The 1250-nt window shown below is 65.0% G+C and carries 1 protein-coding gene; it reads right to left on the bottom strand.

What is annotated here, in order from left to right; translation table 11 throughout:
- Positions 1 to 33: 33 nt before the first annotated feature.
- Complete coding sequence (locus AC067Z_RS38935) at positions 34 to 1230, bottom strand: RNA-guided endonuclease InsQ/TnpB family protein (RefSeq protein WP_478794366.1); 1197 nt, start codon at positions 1228 to 1230, stop codon at positions 34 to 36.
- Positions 1231 to 1250: the final 20 nt, after the last annotated feature.

The following is a 1250-nucleotide window of genomic DNA, read 5'->3' as shown; positions in this document are numbered from 1 at the left end:
TTGACTTCTCCCCCTCCTGAAGGAGGGGGATTCTCACGGCTCGCGCCGTGAGGGTTTCTGCTTCGTCGCCGACTGCCCGCCCGGAGTACTCCGTTGAGGTCTTACACCAGCTCCACAGACAGACACGGCCAGCCCGGCCGCCAGAAGGTTCCTGGCCGCGTTCACGTCCCGGTCGTGGGTCGTGCCGCAGTCGCACGTCCAGGTACGGACGTTCAGGGGCATCCTGTCCTGCAGGGTGCCGCAGGTGGAGCACAGCTTGGAGGAGGGGAAGAAGCGGTCCACTGCTATCACTTCCCGCCCGTACCAAGCGGCTTTGTACTCCAGCATGGAGCGGAACTCGCTCCAGCTCGCGTCCGAGATGGCTCGGGCGAGGGTGCGGTTCTTGACCATGTTGCGTACGGTCAGGTCCTCGATCACGATCGTTTGGTTTTCACGAACGAGTCGGGTGGTCAGCTTGTGGAGCCCGTCACGGCGTCGGTCGGCGATACGGGCGTAGACCTTGGCTGCCTTGCGTCGGGCCTTGGCCCGGTTGGCGCCTTCGCCCTTTTCCTTGCGGGCAAGGAAACGCTGAGCCTTCGCCAGGCGGGCACGGTCGGCGCGTTCATGCCGGGGATTGGCGATCTTCTCGCCGGTGGAGAGGGTCAGCAGGTGGTCCAGGCCCACATCCACACCGACCGCCGCATCCGCCCGGGGGAGCGGTTTCACGGTCGGGTCGTCACACAGCAGACAGACGAACCAGCGTCCCGCCGCGTCCTGCGAGACGGTCACGGTGGACGGCGATGCCCCTTCGGGGAGGGGCCGCGACCACACGATGGCCAGCGGATCGGTCATCTTCGCCAGCGTCAGTCTCCCGTCGCGGAAGCGGAAACCGCTGGTGGTGTACTCGGCCGACTTCCGCGACTTCTTCCGCGATGTGAAGCGCGGGTACTTGGCCCGCTTGCCGAAGAAGTTGGTGAACGCCGTCTGCAAGTGCCGAAGCGTCTGCTGCAACGGCACCGAGGAAACCTCGGACAGGTAGGCCAGTTCCTCGGTCTTCTTCCACGTCGTCAGCATCGCCGAAGTGGCGTTGTAGTTGACCCGTTCCTGACGCGCCCATGCTTCGGTACGGGCCGCGAGTGCCAGGTTGTAGACCTTCCGCACGCATCCGAAGGTGCGCGACAGCTCGGCTGCCTGCGCATCGGTCGGATGGAAGCGGTACTTGAACGCCCGCTTCACACACGTCGTGGTCACGCTCACAAACTAACGGGACT

This window comes from Streptomyces sp. NPDC043812 (genome assembly GCF_056436245.1).
The sequence above is the reverse complement of the archived record's forward strand: the minus strand, read 5'-3'. Positions and strand labels throughout refer to the sequence as shown.